The organism is Streptomyces sp. NBC_01591, from assembly GCF_035918155.1.
In the GTDB taxonomy this organism is placed as follows: Bacteria; Actinomycetota; Actinomycetes; order Streptomycetales; family Streptomycetaceae; genus Streptomyces.
Genome location: NZ_CP109328.1, coordinates 1,045,838 through 1,066,682, shown reverse-complemented (window position 1 = coordinate 1,066,682; position 20,845 = coordinate 1,045,838). Strand labels below are relative to the sequence as shown.

General features: G+C 68.2%; 18 protein-coding genes and 6 pseudogenes. 10 read left to right on the top strand and 14 right to left on the bottom strand.

Annotated elements, in window-relative coordinates; translation table 11 throughout:
• Nucleotides 1-146: 146 nt before the first annotated feature.
• A complete protein-coding gene (locus OG978_RS46330; RefSeq protein WP_326771033.1) occupies nt 147-974 on the top strand; it encodes an IS5 family transposase in 828 nt (275 codons plus the stop codon).
• Here the strand turns inward: OG978_RS46330 and OG978_RS46325 are convergent.
• The 4 genes and pseudogenes from OG978_RS46325 to OG978_RS46310 all read right to left on the bottom strand — a co-directional run bounded on the left by OG978_RS46325 (nt 895) and on the right by OG978_RS46310 (nt 3,656).
• A complete protein-coding gene (locus tag OG978_RS46325) occupies nt 895-1,482 on the bottom strand; it encodes a hypothetical protein (RefSeq protein ID WP_326771032.1) in 588 nt (195 codons plus the stop codon). The two genes, OG978_RS46330 and OG978_RS46325, sit on opposite strands and share 80 nt — an antisense overlap.
• Before the next feature lie 100 nt (nt 1,483-1,582).
• Nucleotides 1,583-2,043 (bottom strand): annotated as a pseudogene (locus OG978_RS46320) (IS5 family transposase); the annotation flags it as partial.
• Between the two features lie 43 nt (nt 2,044-2,086).
• Nucleotides 2,087-3,178: an IS630 family transposase gene (locus tag OG978_RS46315; protein ID WP_326771031.1), complete on the bottom strand. Its 1,092-nt coding sequence runs from the start codon at nt 3,176-3,178 to the stop codon at nt 2,087-2,089.
• 43 nt (nt 3,179-3,221) lie between these two features.
• The gene (locus tag OG978_RS46310; RefSeq protein WP_326771030.1) at nt 3,222-3,656 is read right to left on the bottom strand and encodes a DUF6892 domain-containing protein; all 435 of its coding nucleotides are present in this window, start codon (nt 3,654-3,656) and stop codon (nt 3,222-3,224) included.
• 187 nt (nt 3,657-3,843) lie between these two features.
• Here OG978_RS46310 and OG978_RS46305 point away from each other — a divergent pair.
• The 4 genes and pseudogenes from OG978_RS46305 to OG978_RS46290 all read left to right on the top strand — a co-directional run bounded on the left by OG978_RS46305 (nt 3,844) and on the right by OG978_RS46290 (nt 6,290).
• Nucleotides 3,844-4,521, top strand: a pseudogene (locus OG978_RS46305) (ATP-binding protein).
• A 213-nt stretch (nt 4,522-4,734) separates the two neighbouring features.
• The gene (locus tag OG978_RS46300; protein ID WP_326771029.1) at nt 4,735-5,238 is read left to right on the top strand and encodes a hypothetical protein; all 504 of its coding nucleotides are present in this window, start codon (nt 4,735-4,737) and stop codon (nt 5,236-5,238) included.
• 34 nt (nt 5,239-5,272) lie between these two features.
• Nucleotides 5,273-5,427, top strand: a pseudogene (locus tag OG978_RS46295) (IS481 family transposase); the annotation flags it as partial.
• 230 nt (nt 5,428-5,657) lie between these two features.
• Nucleotides 5,658-6,290 (top strand): annotated as a pseudogene (locus tag OG978_RS46290) (DUF6225 family protein).
• Between the two features lie 32 nt (nt 6,291-6,322).
• On the opposite strand, the gene OG978_RS46285 reads toward OG978_RS46290, so the two are convergent.
• The 3 genes from OG978_RS46285 to OG978_RS46275 all read right to left on the bottom strand — a co-directional run bounded on the left by OG978_RS46285 (nt 6,323) and on the right by OG978_RS46275 (nt 7,601).
• Nucleotides 6,323-6,679, bottom strand: a complete 357-nt coding sequence (locus OG978_RS46285) for a PIN domain-containing protein (protein WP_326771028.1) — start codon at nt 6,677-6,679, stop codon at nt 6,323-6,325.
• A gap of 14 nt (nt 6,680-6,693) precedes the next feature.
• Entirely contained in the window at nt 6,694-6,948 is a 255-nt protein-coding gene (locus OG978_RS46280; protein WP_326771027.1) for a hypothetical protein, read from the bottom strand.
• 194 nt (nt 6,949-7,142) lie between these two features.
• Complete coding sequence (locus OG978_RS46275) at nt 7,143-7,601, bottom strand: MarR family winged helix-turn-helix transcriptional regulator (protein ID WP_326771026.1); 459 nt, start codon at nt 7,599-7,601, stop codon at nt 7,143-7,145.
• A 63-nt stretch (nt 7,602-7,664) separates the two neighbouring features.
• Here OG978_RS46275 and OG978_RS46270 point away from each other — a divergent pair, with 63 nt between their 5' ends.
• Nucleotides 7,665-8,033, top strand: coding sequence for a VOC family protein (locus tag OG978_RS46270; RefSeq protein ID WP_326771025.1), 369 nt, complete (start codon nt 7,665-7,667; stop codon nt 8,031-8,033).
• 1,159 nt (nt 8,034-9,192) lie between these two features.
• Here OG978_RS46270 and OG978_RS46265 read toward each other — a convergent pair.
• Nucleotides 9,193-9,462 (bottom strand): hypothetical protein, encoded by a 270-nt coding sequence (locus OG978_RS46265; RefSeq protein WP_326771024.1) that lies wholly within the window; start codon nt 9,460-9,462, stop codon nt 9,193-9,195.
• A gap of 782 nt (nt 9,463-10,244) precedes the next feature.
• On the opposite strand from OG978_RS46265, the gene OG978_RS46260 reads away from it, so the two are divergent.
• Nucleotides 10,245-11,480: an IS110 family transposase gene (locus tag OG978_RS46260; RefSeq protein ID WP_326763311.1), complete on the top strand. Its 1,236-nt coding sequence runs from the start codon at nt 10,245-10,247 to the stop codon at nt 11,478-11,480.
• A 550-nt stretch (nt 11,481-12,030) separates the two neighbouring features.
• Here the strand turns inward: OG978_RS46260 and OG978_RS46255 are convergent.
• Both OG978_RS46255 and OG978_RS46250 read right to left on the bottom strand, forming a co-directional pair.
• A complete protein-coding gene (locus OG978_RS46255; RefSeq protein ID WP_326771023.1) occupies nt 12,031-12,819 on the bottom strand; it encodes a DUF6892 domain-containing protein in 789 nt (262 codons plus the stop codon).
• Nucleotides 12,820-12,978: 159 nt separating this feature from the next.
• Nucleotides 12,979-13,263 carry a hypothetical protein gene (locus tag OG978_RS46250; RefSeq protein ID WP_326771022.1) on the bottom strand — a complete coding sequence of 95 codons (285 nt, stop codon included), beginning with the start codon at nt 13,261-13,263 and terminating at the stop codon, nt 12,979-12,981.
• 384 nt (nt 13,264-13,647) lie between these two features.
• On the opposite strand from OG978_RS46250, the gene OG978_RS46245 reads away from it, so the two are divergent.
• Complete coding sequence (locus tag OG978_RS46245; protein WP_326771021.1) at nt 13,648-14,373, top strand: dienelactone hydrolase family protein; 726 nt, start codon at nt 13,648-13,650, stop codon at nt 14,371-14,373.
• A gap of 159 nt (nt 14,374-14,532) precedes the next feature.
• On the opposite strand, the gene OG978_RS46240 is transcribed toward OG978_RS46245, so the two are convergent.
• Nucleotides 14,533-15,120 (bottom strand): DUF6262 family protein, encoded by a 588-nt coding sequence (locus OG978_RS46240; protein ID WP_326771020.1) that lies wholly within the window; start codon nt 15,118-15,120, stop codon nt 14,533-14,535.
• 11 nt (nt 15,121-15,131) lie between these two features.
• Nucleotides 15,132-16,775: a hypothetical protein gene (locus OG978_RS46235; protein ID WP_326771019.1), complete on the bottom strand. Its 1,644-nt coding sequence runs from the start codon at nt 16,773-16,775 to the stop codon at nt 15,132-15,134.
• 483 nt (nt 16,776-17,258) lie between these two features.
• On the opposite strand from OG978_RS46235, the gene OG978_RS46230 reads away from it, so the two are divergent.
• Together OG978_RS46230 and OG978_RS46225 are read left to right on the top strand one after the other, a co-directional pair.
• Entirely contained in the window at nt 17,259-18,173 is a 915-nt protein-coding gene (locus OG978_RS46230; protein ID WP_326771088.1) for a ketopantoate reductase family protein, read from the top strand.
• Nucleotides 18,174-18,245: 72 nt separating this feature from the next.
• Nucleotides 18,246-19,246, top strand: a pseudogene (locus OG978_RS46225) (IS5 family transposase).
• 198 nt (nt 19,247-19,444) lie between these two features.
• Here the strand turns inward: OG978_RS46225 and OG978_RS46220 are convergent.
• Nucleotides 19,445-19,828 (bottom strand): annotated as a pseudogene (locus OG978_RS46220) (IS701 family transposase); the annotation flags it as partial.
• A gap of 60 nt (nt 19,829-19,888) precedes the next feature.
• On the bottom strand, nt 19,889-20,779 hold the full coding sequence (locus OG978_RS46215; RefSeq protein WP_326771018.1) for a helix-turn-helix transcriptional regulator: 891 nt from the start codon (nt 20,777-20,779) through the stop codon (nt 19,889-19,891).
• Nucleotides 20,780-20,845: the final 66 nt, after the last annotated feature.

Below are 20,845 nucleotides of genomic sequence, written 5' to 3'. Positions count from 1 at the left end.
AGCACGACCAAGGAAGCCCGTTGTCCGACCAGTTGAGCAGTATCTCTGTGGCCGAGTCCACCGCGGTCACCCCTGGGTGTGACTGCTACGTGCACCGGTTCGGTTCGATCGCTCCGGGGCGGCGGGCGCGGTGCTGTCCGAGTGACATGACGGATGCGGAGTGGGCCGAGGTCCGCTCCGCGATGCCGGTGCCGGCCTGGCTCCGCAGGCAGGGTGGGCGCCCCGAGGCGTACTGCCACCGCGAGATGCTCGACGCCGTGCGCTACCTCGTCGACAACGGCGTCAAGTGGTTGGCCCTGCCGGTCGACTTTCCGTACTGGCGGGCCGTCTACGACTTCTTTCGCCGCTGGCGGACCTACGACTACGTGCGTGAGCTGCACGAACGCCTGCGTCGCACGGCCAGGGAACGCAAGGGCCGAAACACCGAGCCCAGTGCCGGGATCACCGACAGTCAGTCGGTGGACGCCTCCGAAACCGTCAGCGAGGACAGTCGCGGATACGACGGCGGGAAATCACGTGACGGGCGTAAGCGCCACATCCTGACCGACACCGAGGGCCTGCTCCTGGAGGTGACCGTGACCACGGCCGATGTCCACGACTCAAAAGCCGCCCCCGCGCTGCTGGAGACGTTCATGACCGATCCGGGTCGGCTGCTGAAATTGGTGTGGGTCGACAGCGCCTACCAGGGCCCGGCCCTGGCGAAGGCGTTCGCCCGCCACGGGGTCCGGATCGAGGTCGTGCGCCGATCCGACGGACAACGCGGATTTGTCGTACTGGCCCGCAGGTGGGTGGTGGAAAGAACGCTGAGCTGGCTCTCGCGATCACGCCGCCTCAACCGCGACCACGAACGCCGGGCCGATCACCACACCCAGATGGTGTGGTGGGCCGCCGTGATCAGGCTGTCCCGGCGCCTGGCCGGAGACGCCCCGCGCTGGCCGGAGAAGCGTCCCGACCGACTGCCCACGCGGGCATGAACCGTCCGTTCTTCTCCCGCAGCAGCCAGCCCCGCTTCTCCAGCGCATAGGCACGGTGACGGACCTTCTCCACCTCGTTCTTGATCTCCGTCTCCCGGCCCACCGCCCGCGCCAGTTCCACCCCGCTCACCGGCCCCGACGCGGCCGCCACCGCGGCGAACACCTCCCGATACAGGCCACTGAGCACCTCCTCACCCATACCCGACCGCCACACCGGTGGCCGCTCGTCATACCCCGCCCCCGCACCAGAGCCGCTCGACCCCACAGCGGCAGCCACCTCACCACCAGACGGCACGGAAGCCGGCGTATTCACCGCGCTCTCCTCGGCCAGCATCGACACGAGCTCCTCCCGCCCCACCCGAGCCCGATCGACACGCTCCCGCGCGGCATTCACCTCCGCCTGAGCCTGCTCCAGGACCTCCGTCCAGGACTCCAGATCCTGCCTCGCCCGCGCCTCACGCCGTTCCATCAACCCCAGCACCGACGGCATCGCATCCTCCTCGATCAACAACAAGCCGTCCGCTGCCTGCCCCTACCCCTCCACGGTCATGCTCTGAGCACGAAGAAGCCCCCGCTCATCGAACAGGGACTCCCTTTGCCACAACGCACTGAGCCTGCTCGACCGCCAGGTGGAGCTTGGTCGTCAGCCCGCCCCGGGAGCGTCCGAGCCCATGGTCATCGGGCTCGGTGAAGACACCGCCTGGCCGTTCGACCTGCAGATCCCCCTTTTACGGGCACCCGCCGCATGCTGGTGGGCGCGGGCGACGGTCGAGTCCACCGAGACGTCCCAGGTGATCAGTCCCTCGGCATCGGCCCGGGCCTGCAGCTGCTCGAAGACGCGGTGCCAGGTGCCGTCCCGCTGCCAGCGCCGGAACAGGCCATAGACCGTCTCCCACGGGCCGTACCGCTCGGGCACATCCCGCCACGGAGCACCAGCGCGGGTGCGCCAGCGTATGCCGTCTATCAGCTGCCGCTTGGTGTGCACCGGCGGCCGTCCAGGCTTCTTCCCGACCGGGAGCAGCGGCTCCAGCTTCGCCCACTGCGCATTCGTCAGATCATGCCTTCCCACGAAGTGGATCTTGACACATCAAGATCCACTTCTGAAACGCACCCTAGTCTTCTGAGTCAGGAATTCTGTTCAGATAGCTGGCGAGGCGTTCGAGGATCTCTTCTGCGGTCTTGGTCCAGACGTAGGGCCTGGGGTCGGTGTTCCACGCGGCGATCCAGGTCCGGATGTCCTTCTCCAGGGCCTGGACAGATCTGTGGACGCCTCGCCGTATCTGCTTGTTCGTCAGCTCGGCGAACCATCGCTCCACCAGGTTGAGCCAGGACGATCCGGTGGGTGTGAAGTGCAGGTGGAACCGTGGGTGTGCCAGCAGCCAGGTCTTGATCGCCGGGGTCTTGTGGGTGGCGTAGTTGTCCAGCACCAGGTGGACCTCGAGGCCGGCCGGGACTTCCTTGTCGAGCTTGATGAGGAACTTCTTGAACTCCTCGGCGCGGTGGCGGCGGTGCAGGGAACCGATCACCTTGCCGGTGGCGACCTCCAGAGCGGCGAACAGGGTGGTGGTGCCGGCGCGTACGTAGTCGTGGGTGGTCCGCTGCGGAACCCCGGGCATCATCGGCAGCACCGGCTGAGAGCGGTCCAGGGCCTGGATCTGCGACTTCTCGTCGACGCAGAACACCAAAGCTCTCTCAGGCGGGTCCAGGTAGAGGCCGACGACGTCGTGGACCTTGTCGATGAAGTACGGATCCGTCGACAGCTTGAACGTCTCCGAGCGGTGCGGCTGCAGGCCGAACGCCCGCCAGATCCGCGACACGGTCGACTGCGACAGGCCCAGTTCCTTCGCCATCGAACGCGTCGACCAGTGGGTTGCGTTCTTCGGCGTGGACTCCAGTGTTCTGGTGACCAGCGCGGCCACCTGCTCGTCCGTCACTGTCCGCGGGCCACCCGGACGCGGCATGTCACCCAGCCCGGCGATTCGATACTGCACGAACCGGGCCCGCCAGCGGCCCACCGCGTGGGGTGTGGAACCGAGTTGAGCGGCCACGTCCTTGTTCGAGGCACCTTGGGCGCAGGCCAGGATGATCCGACACCGCAGGGCCCACGCCTGCGGTGTCGAACGGCGCCGCACCCACCCCTCGAGAGCGGCCCGCTCCTCGTCCGACAACGTCAACTCGGCCTTCGGCCGCCCCGTCCGTGCCATAGGGCAAGCCTACACATCTGAACAGAATTCCTGACTCAGAAGACTAGCGCATCGTGATATCTCTGGCCGCTAGGATCTCCGGCCCCTCAGGGATCATGTGCTTCAGCGCCCGCCCCCCGGTGAAGAGCTTGAGGTTCGGCAGCAGATCGAGATCGTCGAGGCTGTGCAGGTCGAAGAGGTCGTCCTCGCCGTCCCAGACCGGAGCGCACTCAATGAAGACCTGGTGCCCGCCGTCGAACGTCAACTCGTCCACCGTGGCGAGCAGTTCGGCCGGGATCTCGAGCGCCTCGAAGTAGGCGCGGGCCTCGTCGAGGACGGTGTACTCCAGTTCATTCTCCTCGACGTAGGTTTCGAGGTCCTCGACACCGCGCGCCCGCATGTGTTCCTCGATGCTGAAGGCCGGGGTCAGCGTCTCGTCCCAGTACATGAGCTTCTCGACGACGAGGAGCTTGAAGTTGAAATCACGGAATACGGTCATGGCTCATGCATATCAGCAGGCGCTGACAGCCTCCTCCATCCCGCGGACGACGGAGCCCGGGTGATCTCCCTGCACGCCCCTCGCCTGCCGCCCGATCCACGCCAGGCACTCCCCGACATGACCAAGTACGACCGGCTGTTGAGCCCGGTCACCGGCCGCGGCAGCGGCCAGAGCCACAGGACGCAGGATGTCGCTGCCCGGCGACCCGGAGGACATGCTCATCGATGAGGCATGCCGGAAGCTTCGGCTGCCGGCGTTCCGCGAGCGGTTCATCGACCTGGCCTCGACCGCCCGGCGCGAACAGGCCACCTACAAGCAGTTCCTGTTGGACCTGCTGCAGGTCGAACTCGCCGACCGGGACCTTCGCCGCCAGCAGCGGCTGCTGCGGCTGGCCGTTCCCGCGTCCCAAGCGGCTGGAGGACTTCGATTTCGCGAAGAACCCCAATGTCACCCCGGAAGTCGTCGCGGACCTGAAGTCCCCGACCTGGGTGCGCGAGGGCCGCCCGGCGGTGCTGATCGGCGACAGCGGCACCGGCAAGTCCCACTTGCTGATCGGTATCGGCACCGCGACAGCAAGATCGATCTTCTCTGCCTGGACGAGTTCGGATATCTCAACCTGGACCGCAAGGGCGCGAAGCTGCTGTTCCAGATCTTCACCGAGCGCGAGGAACGCAAGGCCACCGCAGTCGCCACGAACTCGCCGTTCACCGAGTGGGACAAGATCTTCGACGACGCCCGCCTCTGCGCGGCCATCGCCGACCGGATCACCTTCCGCTGCACGCTGATCCAGACCGGGACCGAGTCCTACCGCCTTCAGACCACCCGGAATCCCTCTTCCCGAACCCGGACTGAGCTTGTCACCTAACCTCGGCTGGTTGCAGAACGTCATATGCGTGATCGAAGTCTCGAGGGATTCTGTGTTGGAGCTGGTGTCGGATGACGATTCGCTGGGCGGCATGCGTCCGGTCCTTGACAGAGATGAGGCCGTCTCGGGCTACGAGCCCCAGGAGGGTTTCCCGGACCGCTGCTGGGTCCTGCACGCCGTCACAGTGAGGGGGAACGAGCTCGCTGGAACGACGTGCTGGCGCACGTCGGCAAACGCCTGGAGGACTGGCAGTTCACTCCCTCCTTCAGGGTCTTTGAGGGGCTGGACCTGCCCGAAGACCTTGAGAGGCCGGACATTGGGGAGATCGACCGCGACAGTTTGACTCACCTGGTCGAGATCCTCGCCCGCCACAGCCCAGAAGGCCATCGCACGGAGTGCTACTGGGCCCAGGCGGCGATCGAGGACATCGGCCGGCCGATCCCGGCCCGCCGGGGCCGACTGGATGAGGCACTGGCTCACCACGATGCCAGCACATGGCCCGACCGAAGCACAGGCATCCAGTTCCCCGCGCACTGGTGGCCCGTGGAGGGTTCCTGGTTCGTCCTGACCGACTGGGACCTGAGCGCCACGGAGGTGTTCGGGCCTGCGGCCCTGATTGCCGATCTTCTCGCCGATGACAGGCTGGACGCCGTGCGTCACCCGAGCATTGCCGAGGTGCAGGGCAACTCCGCGCAATGGCGCGAGCGGGCAAACTGACCCCTGACGCATTACTGACACACCACCGCGGCCCCGGTGGGCCGGCCGCTACCGAGCACACGGCCCGGCAGGAATGGAGGACCGCTCCAGCTGCCCGCATCACCAGCCCCTGCGCACCCCGTCGCCGTCGAGGAACAGGTCATCCGTCTGCGGCGCGAACACCGCATCGGCCCGCTGCGGCTGGCACTGATCTTCGCGGCCACCGTGGCGCTTTCCGGAATGGCCGCCTCGGTGCTGTGCTTGCCCTGCTTCAGAGCTGTGGCGAGTTCTGCCAGTGCCGCCGGGCGGAGGGCGTCCTCTTTTCTTGTGAGGCCGACGGCCAGGCGCAGGACAGCGATCGCTTCGGCTGGCTCGTCGTCGCCTGGACCGAGGGCAGCGGTCTTCACCAGGCAACGACCGAGGGCGATCAGGCTTGAGCAATGCAGTTCGGAGCCGTCCGGCGCGCGATCGACGACCTCCCGAAGCTGGTCTGCCGCCTCGGTGAGGACGGCGCCGTCGGAGGTGAGTTCCCCCAGCATGGCGAGTGCGGCCGCGACGTTGGAGAGGCGAAGCGCGCGCATGGGGCTGTTCTCGGGGGTGAGTTCGACGGCCTCCCGCCCACGCTCGATGGCCTCGTTGCCAATCTCGACGTCTCCGTCCAATTCGGCCTTCGCGGCGAGCAGCGAGGCCAGATTCGACTTGATCCGCACTCGATCGTGGTGGCGCTCGGAAATCGTCGTGTCGAGCCGCCGGTGCACCGCGATCGCTTCCGGCATATTTGTATCCCGCACTCTGCGCCCATGACCGACGTCTTCGAGCACACCCCGCAGGTCTGGAATGCCGCGCAGCTTCGCGACGCGCTCAAAGGCCTGCCCGATGACGCGCCCATCCACATCGGCGTGGCAGGCGATCCCTGCGACTTCGGCGGATAGCGGGACTTCGTTCTCGTGGACGCGCATCAGGTTGAGAACTGGTGGCCGGCCACGTCCACGGCGCCGGAACGTACCGAGACAGCGGAGGCGCTGACGCTGTTCGCCGACTGGGAGCCGGGCGCCTACGACCGTCTGGACTGAACCGGAACCCACCGCGGCGCCTCGCCCAGGTGTCAGGTGGGGTTCAGCGGAGTGATACCGGTACCCGCGTACAGCTCGGGTTCCAGCGACAGGACCGTGAGCGGCTCCCCTGCATTCACCGCGTGCCAGGCGATCGCAGCCGCGTGCGCCACCGGCCAGTCCACGTTCCTCCAGTCCATCGCGCCCACCGCGTGGGCCGCGGTGAACGGGACGTTCTCCGCGAACCGCAAGGACGCCGCATGCCGGCCCGCACCCGTGACCTGCCGCTCCGCAGCAAGAACCGACAGCGACGGGACGATGACGCGGCCGGTACCACGCGAGGCTTCGATGTACAGGCCGGTGAAGAAGGGATCCGCACGACACAGAGCAGCCAGAGCAGTGTGGTCCAAGACGACCGTCAGGTTCACGCGGCAGCGCCGCCCTGATGCGCGCGGATCCTCGCCCAGGCATCCTGCCCGACTTGCTGGACCTGCTCGGTGTACTCGATACCGAGCTCACGGGCAGCCTCAACAGCACGCTGCTCACGCTCGGCTTCCGTGAGCTCGCGACCGGCGAGCTCTTCCAGCAGCTCGGTGATGGTGGTGCCGCGCTCGTCGGCGAGAACCCGCAGCCGGTCGCGTACTTCCTCGCTGGTCTTGATGCTCGTCGGTTTGCTCACCCCATGAGTTCTACCGCCGGTAGAACTCATGGGGTGAGTACCGTCGGTCCACCGGGTTCCGGCCACCGACCACACCAAGATGACGGCACCCTTACCTCATCCGGATCACGGTGAGGGTGCCGTGCCGGGCGGACCCGGCCAGCACCTCCACGACCAGTTCCGTCTCCGCCGACGAGACGTGCGCCGGGGACGAGCTATGCACCGTCGTTGCCATCGCGCAGGGAATGGATCACGCTCTGCAGGATTCGGAACGCGCCTGACTGCTCGGTCTCGGTCATGCCGGCCAGCATTCTGACCTCGACGGACCGGACCGCTACGGTCGCCTTCTCGAGGCTCCGTCGGCCGCGAGGCGTGAGCCGCGTGGGAAGAACCTTCCCGACGGGTGCCTCCGCGGGCCTGGTCACGTAGCCGTCTCGTTCCAGGGCCTGGAGCAGCACGTTCATCGACTGCCGTGTCACGAACGCGCCACGCGCGAGCTCGGAGTTCGACAAGCCCGGCCGTTGAGCCAGCAGCTCGAGGCAGGAGTAGTGCGTCACGCTCATCCCGAGCGGCCGCAGCACCTCCTCCATGGCTGCGCGGAGGGCGCTCGACGCCTCTTTCAGCAGGTAGCCCAGTGACGTCTCCAGGTCGACGCCGACACCGTCTTGATTCATGTCAGCATTCTGACATAGATTGACCTGTGTCAGAATACTGACACGTAAAGAAGGAGCATCGTCATGCCCGCCACCGGCCCCGACTTCATCTCGCTCCAGGCGCGCGACCTCGACGCTTCGCAGGCGTTTTACGAGCAGTACCTCGGCCTCGTCCGCTCGCAGGCCGGACCTCCGCACGCCGTCGTCTTCGAGACGAAGCCGATCGCGTTCGCACTCCGCGACGTCGTTCCCGGCACCGATCTCGCATCCGTTGCTCAGCCCGGCATCGGTGCCGCGATCTGGCTCCACGCCACCGACGTCCAGACCATCCACGATGCTCTCGTCGCCGACGGTCACACCATCGTCTCCGCACCAATCGACGGCCCCTTCGGCCGGACATTCACCTTCGCCGACCCCGACGGCTACCAGGTCACTCTCCACGACCGCGCCTGATCGGCCAAACACCACCGCACGATCACCGATCACCAATCCCCGAGGACCGCGGTTGCACCCTAATTAGCTAAGAACCCACAGGAGCCGACGGGGGCGGGGGTACGCGAGTTGGCCCGTGAGACGGACCAGCATCGTGACACCGGTGATCGGCACACCGCCAAAACGGCCCGGCCGGCTCGCGCCTGCGCTACCCGCAGCACAGCCCCGGCCCGGCCACGGAGATCGAAGAGAACCTGCCAGGGTTACGGTCCGGGTCCCGACGGCTGGGGCAGCCCGCTGACACGGACGTCACAGTGCCGTTGGACTGCAAGCCCCCGAACCGGGCCCGTCCTCCTCGATCAGGAATCCGGGTGGTGGCGGCGGAGGCAACCGCAGTCTCTGCTCCAGAAAGCGGCGGATGTGCGGTGGCACCGGAGCTTCGACAAACGGGCTTGCCGGACCACGCTCCGGAAAACAGGCCATCATACCGCTGCTGACGTGCACCAACCCTATCTCCGGTGAGCCCCCCATGAGGGGCTGGTGTTCATACTCAGTCTCTTGTCCACAGTTAACGCAACGCATATCTCACTCCTGCTCCTGGGCCGGCCACCGCAAGATCGTGGCACCTTGGTCCGCCAGCGGCGGCTTGATGTTCCTGGGGCTCGCGTAGCCCCACTACTTGGTCGTCGACATTCCCCGGGCGGTTCCACGGGCGGCGTCGCCGCCACCGGTGGACTGCACCCTGATGCCCCGGTGGCAGTGTCCTCCCAGCGTTCAGCCCTCGTCGAGGTACTCACAGAAGACCGGCGAGTCCGGTGCCCAGCCACCCTGCTTGCGCAGCTTCCGGTGCGCTTGGCGGGCTTATGCCCCGCCGTGACGAGTGTCCGCGGCGGGCGGAGTGGCCGGTGAGCTTCACGTCCAGACCGGCGCGCTGCCGGCTTCGCGAGGACCCTACTCAGGGCGCGGGCCCTTGCGGAACGGCACCCAGCCGTCCGTCACTCGTCCGGGGTTTCGGCCTGGCCCTCGGTTCGGCGGGCCCGGACGATCCCCACACCTCCTCAGCGACCCATCCGTCCCTCCCGACGACCTTCACCGTCATCCAACCGTTCCCTTGCCGACGCCGCAGGGCAACTTTCCGCTCTTCGCCATCGTCCCGATGGTGGTGGCCGCCGCGGCCTGACTACAGCGACGCCCGCACGGCTGCCCCCGCGAAGACGACATCCAGGCCGATCACGACCCCCTCACCCTCCCAGCGGCCACGCTCCGAGATCACAAGACCGATCAGTGCCAGATCACCAGCCTGGTCCCGCAGCGCGTACTGCTCATGGGTCTCCTCACCGAGGTCACCCAACTCGTCACGCTCCCAGGCCTCGCCCTGATCGACAACGACCGCCAGCCGTAGTGGTGCTGCGGGAAAAGCCCGCAGAGACGCCGTGCGACTGGCGTCCATGGCGGCGTCGGTAGGAGCCGCCGTAGTGGTGCTGCGGGACGAACCCGCAGAGACGCTCCGGCCGTCGAGAAGGCGGGCGTCAGCGGACCGGGTGCCGCAGTGGCGCTGCGGGACGAACCCGCAGAGACACCCGGTGGCCCACGGGTTCACCGCGCTAACGATCTATCTGCCGTAGTGGTGCTGCGGGACCAACCCGCAGAGACGCCGTGCGGCCGGCGCCCAGGGCTGCGTCGGTAGTCGGCGCCGCAGTGATGCTGCGGAACGAACTCGCAGAAACGCCCCCGTCACAGTGGATCTGCCCGAGGATCGGAGAGACGCCGCAGTGGTGGTGCGGGAAAGGCCCACAGAGAGGCCAGCACCGCCGAGGAGACCCAGTCGGGTATGTACCAACCGCGGTGGTGCTGCAGGTCGGCCCAGCGGAGACGCCCATGGACTTCTCGGTCCGCGTGGGGGTCTGCTACGTCGATCGACGCGGAGCTGTACGAGCTGGAGGCCGGCCGCCACAGCCCCGTTACCTTTTCTGTGGCCCCGAAATGGGGCGCCTGGCCCCCGGGTCCGGTATGGCTGTGTGCCCCCTGTCGAAGTCGATGACCTGGGGGGTGTTGCCGCCGGGCTTCGGGGCACCGCTTGACCGCTGATGAGGGGCCTGACGACTGCCTGGTCCGGTGCAACGCCGGACCTCTTCACGGGCGGGATGTCTGCGTAACGTGGTTGCCGGCGTGTGGTGCCGCAGGGACGGCCGGGACGGATGCGAAAGGCACGACCGAAGAGGGGCATCGCGCATGGCCGACACCGTCATCGATATCTCCGGCATAGGTCTGTTCCTCGGCCTGGACCTGGGCAAGGAGTTCCACCACGCCCGCGGCCTGACCGGGCAGGGCAAGACCGTCCACGACAAGAAGCTGCCCAACACCGAGGCCCGCCTGCGGGAGTTGTTCGACAAGCTCAGGGCCAAGTTCGGCACCGTCCTGGTGATCGTGGACCAGGTCGCCAACATCGGCGCGCTGCCACTGACCGTGGCCCGCGCGACCGGCTGCCGGGTCGCTTACCTGCCGGGACTCTCGATGCGCCGGGCCGCCGACCTCTACCCGGGCGAAGCCAAGACCGACGCCCGCGACGCCTTCGTCATCGCCGACACCGCCCGGACCATGCCGCACACCCTGCGCGCGGTGGACCGCGACGACGAGAAGCTGGCCGAGCTGACCATGCTCACCGGCTACGACAACGACCTGGCCGGCGAGGTCAACCGCACCTCCAACCGGCTGCGCGGCCTGCTCTCCCAGATCCATCCCACCCTGGAGCGGGTGGTCGGCCCCCGGCTGGGCTACCCCTACATCCTGGCCCTCCTTGAACGGCACGGCTCCCCGGCCAGGCTGAAGAAACTGGGCCACGCCCGCTGCGAGGCCCTGCTCAAGGCGCACGGCTCGCGCAAGGCCCACCACCTCACCGCGGAGATCTTCGACGCGCTTGCCGAGCAGACCGTCATCGTGCCCGGCACCGAGGCCAGCGCGCTGATCGTGCCCGGACTTGCCGCCCAGCTCGCCGCCGCCCACACCCAGCGCCGCCAGGCCGAGCAGGAGATCGCCGCCCTGCTGGAGGCCCTCCCTCTTTTCCACCTCCTGACCTCCATGCCCGGCATGGGCGTCAGGACCACCGCCGCCGTGATCGTCGCCATCGGCGACGGCACCACCTTCCCCACCGCAGGACACCTCGCCTCCTACGCCGGACTCGCCCCCGCCACCAAGTCCTCGGGCACCTCCATCCGTGGCGAGCACGCACCCCACCGCGGCAACCGACTCCTCAAACGCGCCCTCTTCCAGGCCGCGTTCGCCGCGATCGGCTGCAAATCCGACCGCTCCTCCCGCACCTACTACGACCGTCAACGCGCACGCGGCAAGACCCACACCCAAGCGATCCTCCGCCTGGCCCGCCAACGTGTGAACGTCATCCACGCAATGATCCGCACCGGGGCCCTCTACGAACCACGAACCCCCGGCGACATCGGCCTCGCGGCCTGACAGCACCACCGCCCCTCCCTTCCTGACCCCATCACGCGCGCACCGGCACGGCCACCCCCGCCGTGCCGGCCACCGGGCTGCCCATCAGGCACCCGATCCGCCGGGAACGTCCCGCTTCGCGGGACGTTCCCAAAAACCAGCACCAACTCCCACGAACCGACCCTGACAGGGTTGACGAAACAGATAGGGGCACCCCCCGGACCGCGTCTGGTCGGCATGGCTGTGCGGCGACCACCTCGCGACCGAGCGGCGCGAGGTCCTGCGCCAGTTCGCCAACGGCATCGACGCAACCGGACACCGCGTGCACCGGGCCTTCCTCGCATCCGTACGCGTCCTCGGGGAAGGCTGCCTCTCACCCCACCTCCCCAAAACCGAAAGATCGCAGCCAGGGCCCCGGGAACATCGAGGGTCACCAGGCCAATGAAGATCAGCAGCGAGTCAGCCCGATGAGCTGGTCACTCGTCTGATTGCCCCGCGATCTGGCGGCAACGTCGGCCGGCGCGGTCACCGGCCGGCCCCGCCCGATCCGGTCAGGCTGCTCTGCAGCGTGTCACCAGTCGAAGCTGAGGTCGACACCGCGTGCAGCGAGGCTGTCGATGACCCGGGCGTTGCCGAATGCGGAAAGGGCCGGGTGCTCGTCCCCGCGGATGCGGGCGAAGCGGCGGTAGCGGAGCGTGCGCAGGGATGTGATGTGCTCCAGTGGTGCGAGGTCGATCACGTGGTGGCCGTTGCCGTCGTGGCACCCGTCGAGGGAGACGTGCTCCAGCGGGAGGCCGCTCAGGGGGCGCAGGTCCTCCACTCGTTTGGAGCGCATTGCGAGCGAGGTCAGCATGCGGGTGCCGGCGAGAGGCGCGAGGTCGGTCTCGTCGTCATAACCCCCGGCCAGGGTAAGCGCACGGAGCCGGTCACAGGAGGTCAGGGGCGTTAGGTCGGTGACCTCGGTCAGTTCCAGATGCAGTGCTTCCAGGCCGGGAAGGGCCGCGCCTATGCCGTCGAGTGCGCGAATGTGGAACTCCTCGCACTCGCCGCCCCACTCGCTCCAGACCAGGGCAATGGCCTTCGAGGAGGTGTGCCACTTCAGTTCCCGTACGGTGGCGCACTGGGCTTCGGTGACGGGCAGTCCGAGCAGGGCGTCGGCCACGTCCTGTCGGTAGTCGAAGCTGTCGAGGCCGTCGAGCCACTCCTCGCAGACGGCATCGCACGCATCCATGCAGACATGCGCGCCTTCAGGCACCGGGGGTTGGAAGAGCGGCAGCGTGCCCGCTTCCATCAGCTGACTGACCACAGCCAAACTCAAATTGGTGTCGGGGAGCTCGTCGAGAGGGCCTGCGATGCGCATGCCAGGACTCTAGTGCCCTTGTCCGGTAGCACGTCACCCTTATCGGACGTGGCCGGTCCGGCGGGGCGGTGGGGATCCGGAACTTGCCGTGTGCGAGGAGCCGGGCCAGCACCGTCCCCGCCAGCACGCCGGCGCCGGTACGGCGCTGCCTGCCGGCCATCACCAACCGGCCGCGTCCCGCGCCCTGGTGGGCGCGCCCTGTTGCCGGTGGGCGGGGACGGCGGCTTCGGCCGGGGCCGGCTCTCGGGCACAGTGGTCGGGGTGGTGGTGGAGCGGGAGCGGGCCGCTGCCGGGGAAACCCCTGTGCCGCAGATCATGAAGTGTCCAGTCGGCTCCGAGCGAGGTGTTGACCCGCTCGAACATGCGATGGGCGCCGTGATAGGTCAACGGGCGATAGGGGCGCCGCAGCGTCCACCACAGCGGCTGCTTGCGACCGCGCGGCACTTCGCCGTGTACCTCCTGCTGATACAGGCGCAGCCATAGCGTCCGCCGATGCCGGCACCTGCTGCACCGCCTGGGAACCCTTGCGCACCACACTGATCAACTGCTCGCCAGGGGCGACGTCGCAATGGCGAATGCCGATCAGCTCCGAAGCCCTTACTCCGGCAGAGATCCAGAACGCGACCAGGGCCCGGTCACAGTTCAGTTCAGGCCCTTGTTGCTTGTTAAGGGAAGTTAGGCATGTTGCTGGGCGTCGATGCCCCCGCGGGAACGGGGTTTGTGACGGATCTTGTGAGCCATCGCCGCATTTCAGAGGCACACCCGCGCCGTTCTGCCAGCGGTGAACACCGGCCCGACCGGGCTCGACGATCACTACGGTCCAGTCCCATGACGACGATTACAACGCGCACAGTCGAGTACCCGGCCGACGGTCTGACGATGATCGGGCACCTCGCACTCCCGGCCGGTGTCAACCGCCGGCCCGCGGTGCTGCTCGGACCAGAGGGCACGGGGCTCAGCGACGTCGAGCGCCGCCGGGCCGATGCTCTCGCCGAGCTGGGATACGTAGCGCTGGCCTTCGACCTTCACGGCGGGCGCTATTTGGGTGACCCCGAGGAGATGCTGGCCCGTTGCATGCCACTGCTCGCCGACCCCGACCGGATGCGGGGCATCGGCCATGCGGCTCTCGACGTGTTGCGCGCCGAACCGCGGACCGACCCCGACCGGATCGCCGCCGTCGGCTACGGCACCGGGGGCGCCGTCGGGCTGGAACTCGGGCGCGATGGCGTCAACCTGCGCGCGATCGGGACAGTCAACGCACTGACCACGGGCCGACCGGGCGAGGCGGCGCGCATTCGCTGCCCGGTGTGGGCCGGGGTCGGGTCGGAAGACCCGATCATGCCGCCCGCGCAACGGGAGGCGTTCACCGCCGAGATGCAGGCCGCGGGCGTCGACTGGCGCCTCGTGGTCTACGGCGGCGCCTTGCACGCCTTCCACCACCCGCCGGTCGACCACCCCGTGGTCCCCGGCGTCGGCTACCACCCACAGCACGCGCAGCGCGCCTGGCACGACGTCATCGACCTGCTCGCCGAGTGCCTGCCCGTAACGGAGTGATCTGGTCAGCAACCGCGATTCCGGGCCGCGAGCCAGGCGGTAGACCGCCACCGGCTCCGGTTTGTGGGACATCACCGCAGCTCAGAGAAATTGTGACGAGGTGCTCTGCGAGGGCGTTCCCACTCGGCGGCGGGAACCGGCTCCGCCCGATGACAGGGCTCATCCGGCTTCGGGGACATCCGGGTTGGTGTTCTTCCTGCGCATCATCCTGCGCAGGCTCGCGCGAGCCGCGTCCCGGTCCTCCTCCGCCTCGGCAAGCTTCTCCTCCCGCTCGGCCTTGCCCCGAGTCAGCGCGTCTCTCTCGGCGGTCAGCTCGGCGTTCTGGCGGCTGAGCTCGTCGATGCGGGCCACCAGCTCGCCCGTGCCGACCTGGTCGAGTTGCTGCCCCAGCTGTCGTCGCACGGCGTCCTTGAGCTTGTCCCGCTCCTCCCGCAGTGCGGTGATCTCCTGGCGAGCCAGCGCCAGATCGGTCTTCAAGCCCGCCGAGCTGACGGAAGCCCCTGTGCTGGGCTTCGGCGGGTGCACGGCCTGCCGGGCACGGGCGGCGTCGATGTGCTCACGGACGCCCTCGGCGTAGACCAGCCAGTTGGACACCCCGGCGGTCTTGGCGACGGCCGCGAAGGTGACGGGCTCGCCGCGGGCAACCATGTCGTGCAGTACCGCCAGGACTTTGGTCCGCTTGGTCTGGCTGTCGCGGAGACGGGCTGCCTTGAGGACCTCGGCGGGGACACGCTTGCCGCTCGCCAAGCTCTCCGCCGTCAAGCTTCACCAGTTGGGCGGCCCCGGCCTGGAGTGGGCCACGGCGTGACGGAGTAACGGCGGCGCCCGTCCCGGGGATGTGCCCGGGACGGACGCCGCGTTCGTCCTTGCCGCCACGATCCCGCGTGGCCGGCCTTCTCGGGGCTACGGAGCGGATGTGTCAGGAGGGATCGGGTCGGCCGAGGCGCAGGCGGGTGAGGAGGCTGAGGTTGTCCGGTCCGTTTGCCCGTACGTTTTCCAGCAGGCGGCGGTTGAGGCGGGTGCCGGTCTGGTGTTTGAGCTGGAGGAACTTCTCCAGTTTGGGTTCGCCGTTCAGTACGTCGCCTTTGTCGCCGTAGGTGAGGGCGTGGGCGGCTCCGTCGTCCAGGAGGCGGCCGATCAGCGTGGCGAGGGCGCCGGGGCCGGAGCCGGTGTAGCCCCAGGACAGGCCGGGGGCGTCCATCGTCGGGGCCGGGTAGAGCGTGCCGTCCTGGACGCGGACCCAGATGGGGTTGTCCAGGATGACCTCCTTGATCTCGCTGCCGGCGGGGAGCGTAGGAGTGGAAGGTCACTTCGTCACTGGGCCGGAACATGTAGTAGCCCTTTTTCGTGATGACCGGGGCGCCCGTGACGGGGTCGGTGAAGGTGCCGGTGACCTCCTTGATCTCGCTTTCCCACACCTGGTGAATGGCTGTCGGTTCGCTCTTCTGTACGCGTCGGACCCATTCCCGTCCGGCGGGGGTGGCGTCCGCGGTGTTCACCGAGAAGGAGCCGCCGAACGGCATGTACGCCCCGCTCCACATGGCGATCTGTTCCAGACATTCCACGGCCAGCTCGTCGGTGCGCCGCCACAGTTGTGCCACGCCCTCGCGGATCGACTCCTCGTCTTCGGCCTCGCTCGCGCCGGGATCGGTGCGGTCGGGGAAGGCCGGGATCACCATGGAGTCGCGCTGCGCCGCCCGGCGCTTGGCGAAGGCGGAGGAGTCGGAGTCGTCGTCCCCGTTCATCTGGCCGATCTCCCAGTCGACGTGCTCGACCGCGCGGCGGCGCATCTCGTGGCCGAGGGAGAAGCAGGCGACCCGTACCGGCGTGCCCTGTGCCTCCCGCAGGGCCATGTCGTAGAGCGGCTCCCACGACGGCCAGGTCACCACTTCCACTGCCGCCGGTTTCTTGCCCGGGGACCAGGTGGTGAGGTGTTCCCGGCGTCGCAGGTCCGCCGGCCACCACGGCACCGGAGCGCCGACGTGGGCGGCCACCTCCGACCACCTCGGCTCGTATTCGAGCTCCGGCCGGGCGCGGTCGACAGCAACGAGGTTGGGCAGCCCGTAGATGCTCCAGTCGGCGTGGACCATGACGACCGTGTCCGCCTGGGACAGGTGCTCCAGCGCCCGGCGGGGGCTGAAGGCGTGGTGACGCGGATAGACCACGGCCAGACGTCCGTAGCCGGTGCGCCAGTGGCCGGCGAAGTGCTCCTCGCGCAGCTCGGGCTCGTTTTTGCCGTACAGGCCGCCGATGTACTTCGACTCCACCTGGCCGGCGGGCCGCAGAAGGTGCGGGGTTAGGTGTGCGAGGTCGGGGTAGTCGGCGGCGAGCCAACGGACGAAGCCGGGGCCGGACCACTCCGTCTCGCCCTGGGTGTACTTCGGGTCTATTGGCTTGGGCATACCAGGATCGGTTGCCACCCGCCGCCAGTCTGCCCGGCTGATGCCGAACGTCTCCTGCAACTCCGCAGCCGTCATGCTCTCCAAGCTGAGCCAACCTCCAACAAACGCGGACACCGTCGCGTTCAGCGTGCTCGCTGCCCAAGTTCCCGTCGGCTGTTCAGCGCCTTTCGTCTGAAAATCACCGACACCTGGCAAGACATGGCGCAGCTGGCGGATGACGAGGCGCTGACCATCTCGATGGTGGAGCCGCAGTGGTGCTGCGGGACAAACCTGCAGAGACGCGCGCGGACGGCGCTAGGGCGCGTATTGAGTCGTGATCATTGGGTGGTCCGGTTGAGGATCAAGCTCTCCTGATACGGCGCCTCTGCGCGTTCTGGTCCGCACCCCCAGTCGCACGCATGGCGGGCACCTCTGCAAAGATCGTCTTGAAGGCGGCCACCGATCATCGGGGCCGACCTACGAGAGGACAACTTCGTGACGCTCATGACGAGTAAGTCCACGGTGGCCATTTTGGGTCCGGGCGGCATCGGCGGTCTGCTGGCCGCCCTGCTGTCCCGCTCCGGCCACCGCGTAATCTGCCTGGCCCGCGAAGCCACGGCACACACCTTGCGCAGCAGCGGGATCGAGGTACATAGCCGCCAGTTCGGCGACTTCACCGCAGCCGTGGAAACGGACACCGAACTGCGAGAGCCGGTCGACGCGTGCCTGATCACCGTCAAGCAGATCGCTCTGGATACCGCACTTACCCGCGTCCCGCCCGCAGCCCTCGGCGACGCCCTCGTCGTACCGCTGCTGAACGGCGTCGAACACCCCGCCACCCTCCGCGCTCGCTACCGGCCTGACCGGGTGGCCCCCGGAGTGATCCGCGTGGAGTCAACCCGCCTTGCCCTCGATGGCACCGGGCCCGTCGTCATCGAGCACGGCAGCCCGTTCGTCGAGGTCGACCTGGCCGCCGGCACGGCACCCCGCCCCCACGTCGAAACCCTGGCGACCGCCCTGTCCGCCGCGGGCGTGACGGCCCGCCTGACTGAGGACGAGACCACAGCCTTGTGGGCAAAAATGGCCTTCCTCGCCCCCTTCGCCCTCCTCACCACCCGGTACGGCGCGCCCCTCGGAGAGGTCCGCACCCGCCACCACGAGGAGCTGGAGAGCCTGGTCGCCGAAACCGCCGCGGTCAGCCGCGCCTGCGGCGCACCGGTGGACCCCGCTCAGGCCCTGGCGCGCTACGACGCCTTCCCTCCCGACGCCAAATCCTCCATGCAGCGCGACGCGGAAGCGGGCCGGCCGCTGGAACTCGACGCCATCGGCGGAGCGCTGCTGCGCGCGGCCGACCGCCACGGTGTGCTCGTGCCGGTGGCGACCCGCGTGGTACGGGAACTGCAGTCCGCAGGCCACTAGGGCATATATCGAGTCGTGATCGTTCTAGGGATCGACCCTTACGGGAGGGATTGATCCGGAAGATCATCTTGGATGACTCGCGCGCAACTGACGGGCGTGGAGTGGGAGTTCATTGGGCCGTATCTACCGATCGGGAGATACGGCCCGTACCCCGAGCGGCTGCGGCAGCAGTTCGAGGGCGTGATCTGGCGGTTCAGGACCGGTGGGCAGTGGCGGGAGATGCCGCAGGAGTTCGGTGCCTGGTCGACCATCCATAACCGCTTCCGGCAATGGCGTGACGCCGGTGTCTTCGAGGCCCTGCTGGAGGGCCTGATCGCGGAGGCTGCGAAGCGGGGGGAGGTGAACCTGTCCCTGGTCAGTGTGGACTCCACGACCGCGCGCGCTCACCACGACGCCGCCGGGATGCACCTGGGTGAGGACGTCCTCACTGCCCTGGAAAAGGCTGCCACAGAAGAAAACCAGATCAAAAGGGGCAGCCCCGAAGGACAAAACAGGCAGGACGCCGGGACCGATCCCGCGCGGGAAGAGCGACGACGTATCCGGCATCGGCGGAAACTCCGTCTGAAGGCCGCCCTCCTGGGACGCTCGCGGGGCGGACAGACCAGCAAGGTCCACCTTTGCCGCCGACCGTAAATGCCGCCCGCTGGCATTCACCCTGACCGCCGGCCAGGCCGCGGACAGCCCGCAGCTCATCTCCGTGCTCAATAAGGTACGGGTCCGCCGGCCCGTTGGCCGCCCCCGCACCCGCCCGGACGCGGTCGCCGGGGACAAGGCCTACTCGTCGCGCGGCAACCGGGCCCACCTGCGCAAACGCCACATCAAGGCAGTCATCCCCGAGAAGAAGGACCAAGCCGCCAACCGAAAGAAGAAGGGCAGCCGAGGCGGCAGGCCCGTCAGCCACGACGCCGACCCCTACAAGGAGCGGAACACTGTCGAGCGCCTGATCAACAAGCTGAAGGCCTGGCGTGGCATCGCCACCCGATACGACAAGACACCTGGGAGTTACCTCGCAGGGCCTCCAGCTTCGCGCCTCGATGATCTGGATCAAGCAGCTCACCCGAAGCATCCCTTGATCACAACCAAATACGCGCCCTAGTACTCCAGCAGGACTTTGCGTCCTGAGCTGGGACGATGCCGAGCGCCTGGAGTGTAGTGGGTGAGGGCTTGTCAGGGGCGGTCTTTCGGAGACCGCCCCTCGATCGTGTTCAGCCGACGCCGGTAGTGGCATCGGCGGGCAACTGCTTGGCGTCGTCGGCGCCAATTCGACCATCTCACCGCATGGTGGTGACCGCGGGGGTGCTGCAGGTGCGGGGGCTGGGCGAGACAAGCTGCCAGGAGTCTCCGAACTTCCGCCACGGTGAGCTCGACGGCCTCGGCAGTCCCACTTGTGAAGCCCCTTTTTCACGGGCCCGGGCAGTCATCGCGGCCAGGAAGGCGTGGGCCAGCATGGCGAGCGTGATGTGCCGGTACCAGGCCGGGTAGCGGCGCACCTCGTACTGGTCCAGGCCGCACTCGTTCTTGGCCGCCTGGAAACACTCCTCGATCGCCCAGCGTGTCCCGGCGATCCGCACCAGCTCCTCCACGGTCGTCTCCAGTGGTGCGTAGGCGAGGTAGTAGGCGATCTCCTCGGGCTTGGTGATGCTGCAGCGGGCCAGTGCCGCCAACAGGACGTACGGCGTCGGGGTGCAGCTCTCAGGCCGGCCCGGGGCCGGTGCTCAGGCCCCTGCGGCCGAACCGTCGGCGGAGTCGCCGCGGGAGGTCCACGCCGGTGCGGCGCCGACCAGCGAGTCGAGGCGTTCCAGACGCTGGGCGGTGGCGACGTCGGTGGGCGTCATGACGATGATCCGCTCGCCCCGCGCCCGGTCCAGCCACAGGCTCTGGAACTGGACGTCGAGGGCGCCGACGCGCGGTGACTGGTAGCGGCGCAGCTGGGTGCGGTCGCCCACGATTTCGTACGACTCCCAGTGCCGTACGAAGTCCGGCGACTCCTGACGCAGCCGGGTGATCAGCGCGTTCCAGCGGGGGTCGTCGCGGTGTTCCGGCTGGCGGGTGCGGAGCTTCGCGGTGATTTCGCGAAGGACGCTGTTCTCGTCGACCAGGCTGTTGCGCCAGCTCGGTTCGGTGAACATCAGCCAGGCGCAGTTGCGTTCCTCGACCGGGTACGCGTCCAGGTCGGCGAACAGGTACCGGTAGGTGCGATTGGCCGCGACCAGGTCGTAGCAGTCAGTCTGCACGGCGGCCGGGTACGGCAGCAGCTTGGCCAGGACGGCGGTGTGCTCGGGGCGCAGGTCCATGGGCGGTCCTGGCTCGGTGGCCGTGCTACGGCCCGCGAGCACCATCAGGTGGCGGTGCTCGGCGGCATCCAGGCGCAGGACGCGTGCCACCGCGTTCAGTACCTGGTCGGACGCGTTCTTGGCCCGCCCCTGTTCGAGCCATGTGTACCAGGTGACCCCGACGCCGGCGAGCTGCGCGACCTCCTCGCGCCGCAGACCGGGTGTACGGCGCCGGCCGCCTGCGGGCAGGCCCACCTCACCGGGGGTGACGCGGGCGCGGCGGGCGCGCAGGAAGGCGCCGAGGGTGCTGCGGTCGGGTGTCGAAGAGGTCACCACCCCAGTGTCATGGCTCGGGGCCGGTGGATCCAGTTAGTACTGGTACCCCTATAGCTGGGCTCC